The sequence below is a fragment of the Methylomonas sp. BG-2 genome (genome assembly GCF_057766305.1).
Genome location: NZ_JBYMAP010000435.1, coordinates 1 through 1,748, shown reverse-complemented (window position 1 = coordinate 1,748; position 1,748 = coordinate 1). Strand labels below are relative to the sequence as shown.

3 protein-coding genes are annotated in these 1,748 nt (G+C 60.1%); all 3 read left to right on the top strand.

All coding sequences use genetic code 11. From position 1 onward, the window contains the following. The coding region (locus AC3B8H_RS21040) for an arylsulfotransferase family protein (RefSeq protein WP_488443461.1) at positions 1-570 on the top strand (570 nt) is incomplete at its 5' end. Between the two features lie 371 nt (positions 571-941). Next, a complete protein-coding gene (locus tag AC3B8H_RS21035) occupies positions 942-1,400 on the top strand; it encodes a cupin domain-containing protein (protein WP_488443460.1) in 459 nt (152 codons plus the stop codon). A 16-nt stretch (positions 1,401-1,416) separates the two neighbouring features. Then, the coding region (locus AC3B8H_RS21030) for a hypothetical protein (protein ID WP_488443459.1) at positions 1,417-1,748 on the top strand (332 nt) is incomplete at its 3' end.

Genomic DNA, 1,748 nt, shown 5'->3' with positions numbered 1-1,748 from the left:
CCGCACTATCAGGCCGCCAGCCGGGAAGAACAGCTGGCGCGCAACGTGCCCCGGCCGGTCGATCAGATCAGCGCCCAACACGATGCCCACATTATTCCGGAGGGCCTGCCCGGCGCCGGCAATTTGCTGGTCTTCGACAACCAGGGCGTGGCCGGCTACCCGCCGGCGGCGGTACCGCGCACCGGCGGCTCGCGGGTACTGGAAATCGATCCGATCCAAAACCAAGTCGTGTGGCAATACACCGGCGAGGATTCCGGCGGACCGACTTGGTCGTTCCGCAGCACCCATATCAGCGCCGCCCGCCGTTTGCCCAACGGCAACACTTTCATAGACGAAGGCCAGAGCGGCCGGTTGTTCCAGGTCACGCCGCAAGGCGACATCGTTTGGGAATACGTCAATCCCTATTTCCGCAAGGGCAAGGATGCTAAAACCGGCCGCGAGACCGCCAACAACCAACTCTATCGCGGCCAGCCGGTGCCCTACGCCTGGGTGCCGGCCGGCACGCCGCATGGCGAGAAGGCCGTGGTGCCGCCGGAACCGGGGCAGTTTCATCTTACCGCCGCGCCCTGAACGGCAACGTGGGCTTTGGGGTGCCGGGTCGGAGACATTTAACCGCGAGACGGGCGGCCGACTGTCTCCTGCCGTCGCACTCGCATTCACCTTGGTTGTGTTAACTGGATCAAGCCGACACGGATGTCGATGCCGTAGCTCTGACCCGGCACCCCAAAGCCCATCACGCCGATTGGTAATTATCTTTTATAACTATTCAGCATCCGCCAAAAAACAGGCGGTTTATTCCCTCTCCGGCGGGAGGGCGGGGGGTGAGGGGGATAAAATGGGCAAAATGCTTGGTTTTATCTCCCCTCACCCTACCCTCTCCCGCTGGAGAGGAGCTGTAGTGCTTCGAGCTGAATAATAACTATCTTTTCAAGGAGAAACGCATGCCGTCGTTAAAACACCCGCTAAACCGGATTGGTTGGCTGCTGGTCGCCGGACTTTGCTTCGCCGGTCAAGCGGCCGCGAGCGAACTCGATCCCAAAGCCATCTCGATCAAATTGCCGGATCAAATCAACTGGGTCGCCAACCCCAGCGGCTCGGAAACCGCGGTGTTGGTCGGCGATCCGGCCAAACCGGGCCTGTACGTGGTACTGACCAAATGGAAAGCCCACCACAACAGCCAGCCGCATTCACACCCCAACGATCGGTTCATCACGGTCATTTCCGGCACCTGGTGGGTCGGCACCGGCGGCGATTACCAACCGGACCAGCTGAAGCCGGTGCCGGCCGGCAGCTTCGTGACCCACTACGGTAAGGAAGTCCATTACGACGGCGCCAAGGACGAAGACACCATCCTGCAAATCGTCGGCATCGGCCCGGCGACCGCGACGCCGGCTAAATAAAGCCTAACCAGCACGCATGGAAGACAAATACCGCGCGGCAAGCGTCAGCCATGGTGCGACGACCCGTGCGTTCTTGAACAGGATTCATCCGTTCTTCAAGCCTTATCTAATTCAAAGCGCAACGGCTTGGCTGGCCCTGTTTTTCGCCCATATCGTCGAAGCGGTGATTCCGATCTATCTCAAGGACGGGATCGACGCGATTTCTCGGCAAGAAAGCTCGGTGACCAGCCAAGCCAATGCCATTTTATGGCTGGCCATTTTACGCTTTCTGGTGTTGAACCACGGCCGACGCCGCAACGCGCTGATCTCCATCGAACTGGCCTCCACGTTACGCCTGACCTGCTATCG

Excerpts from the sequence above, each read along its gene's own strand:
- AC3B8H_RS21035 (WP_488443460.1), top strand. The coding sequence starts at position 942 with ATGCCGTCGTTAAAACACCCGCTAAACCGGATTGGTTGGCTGCTGGTC.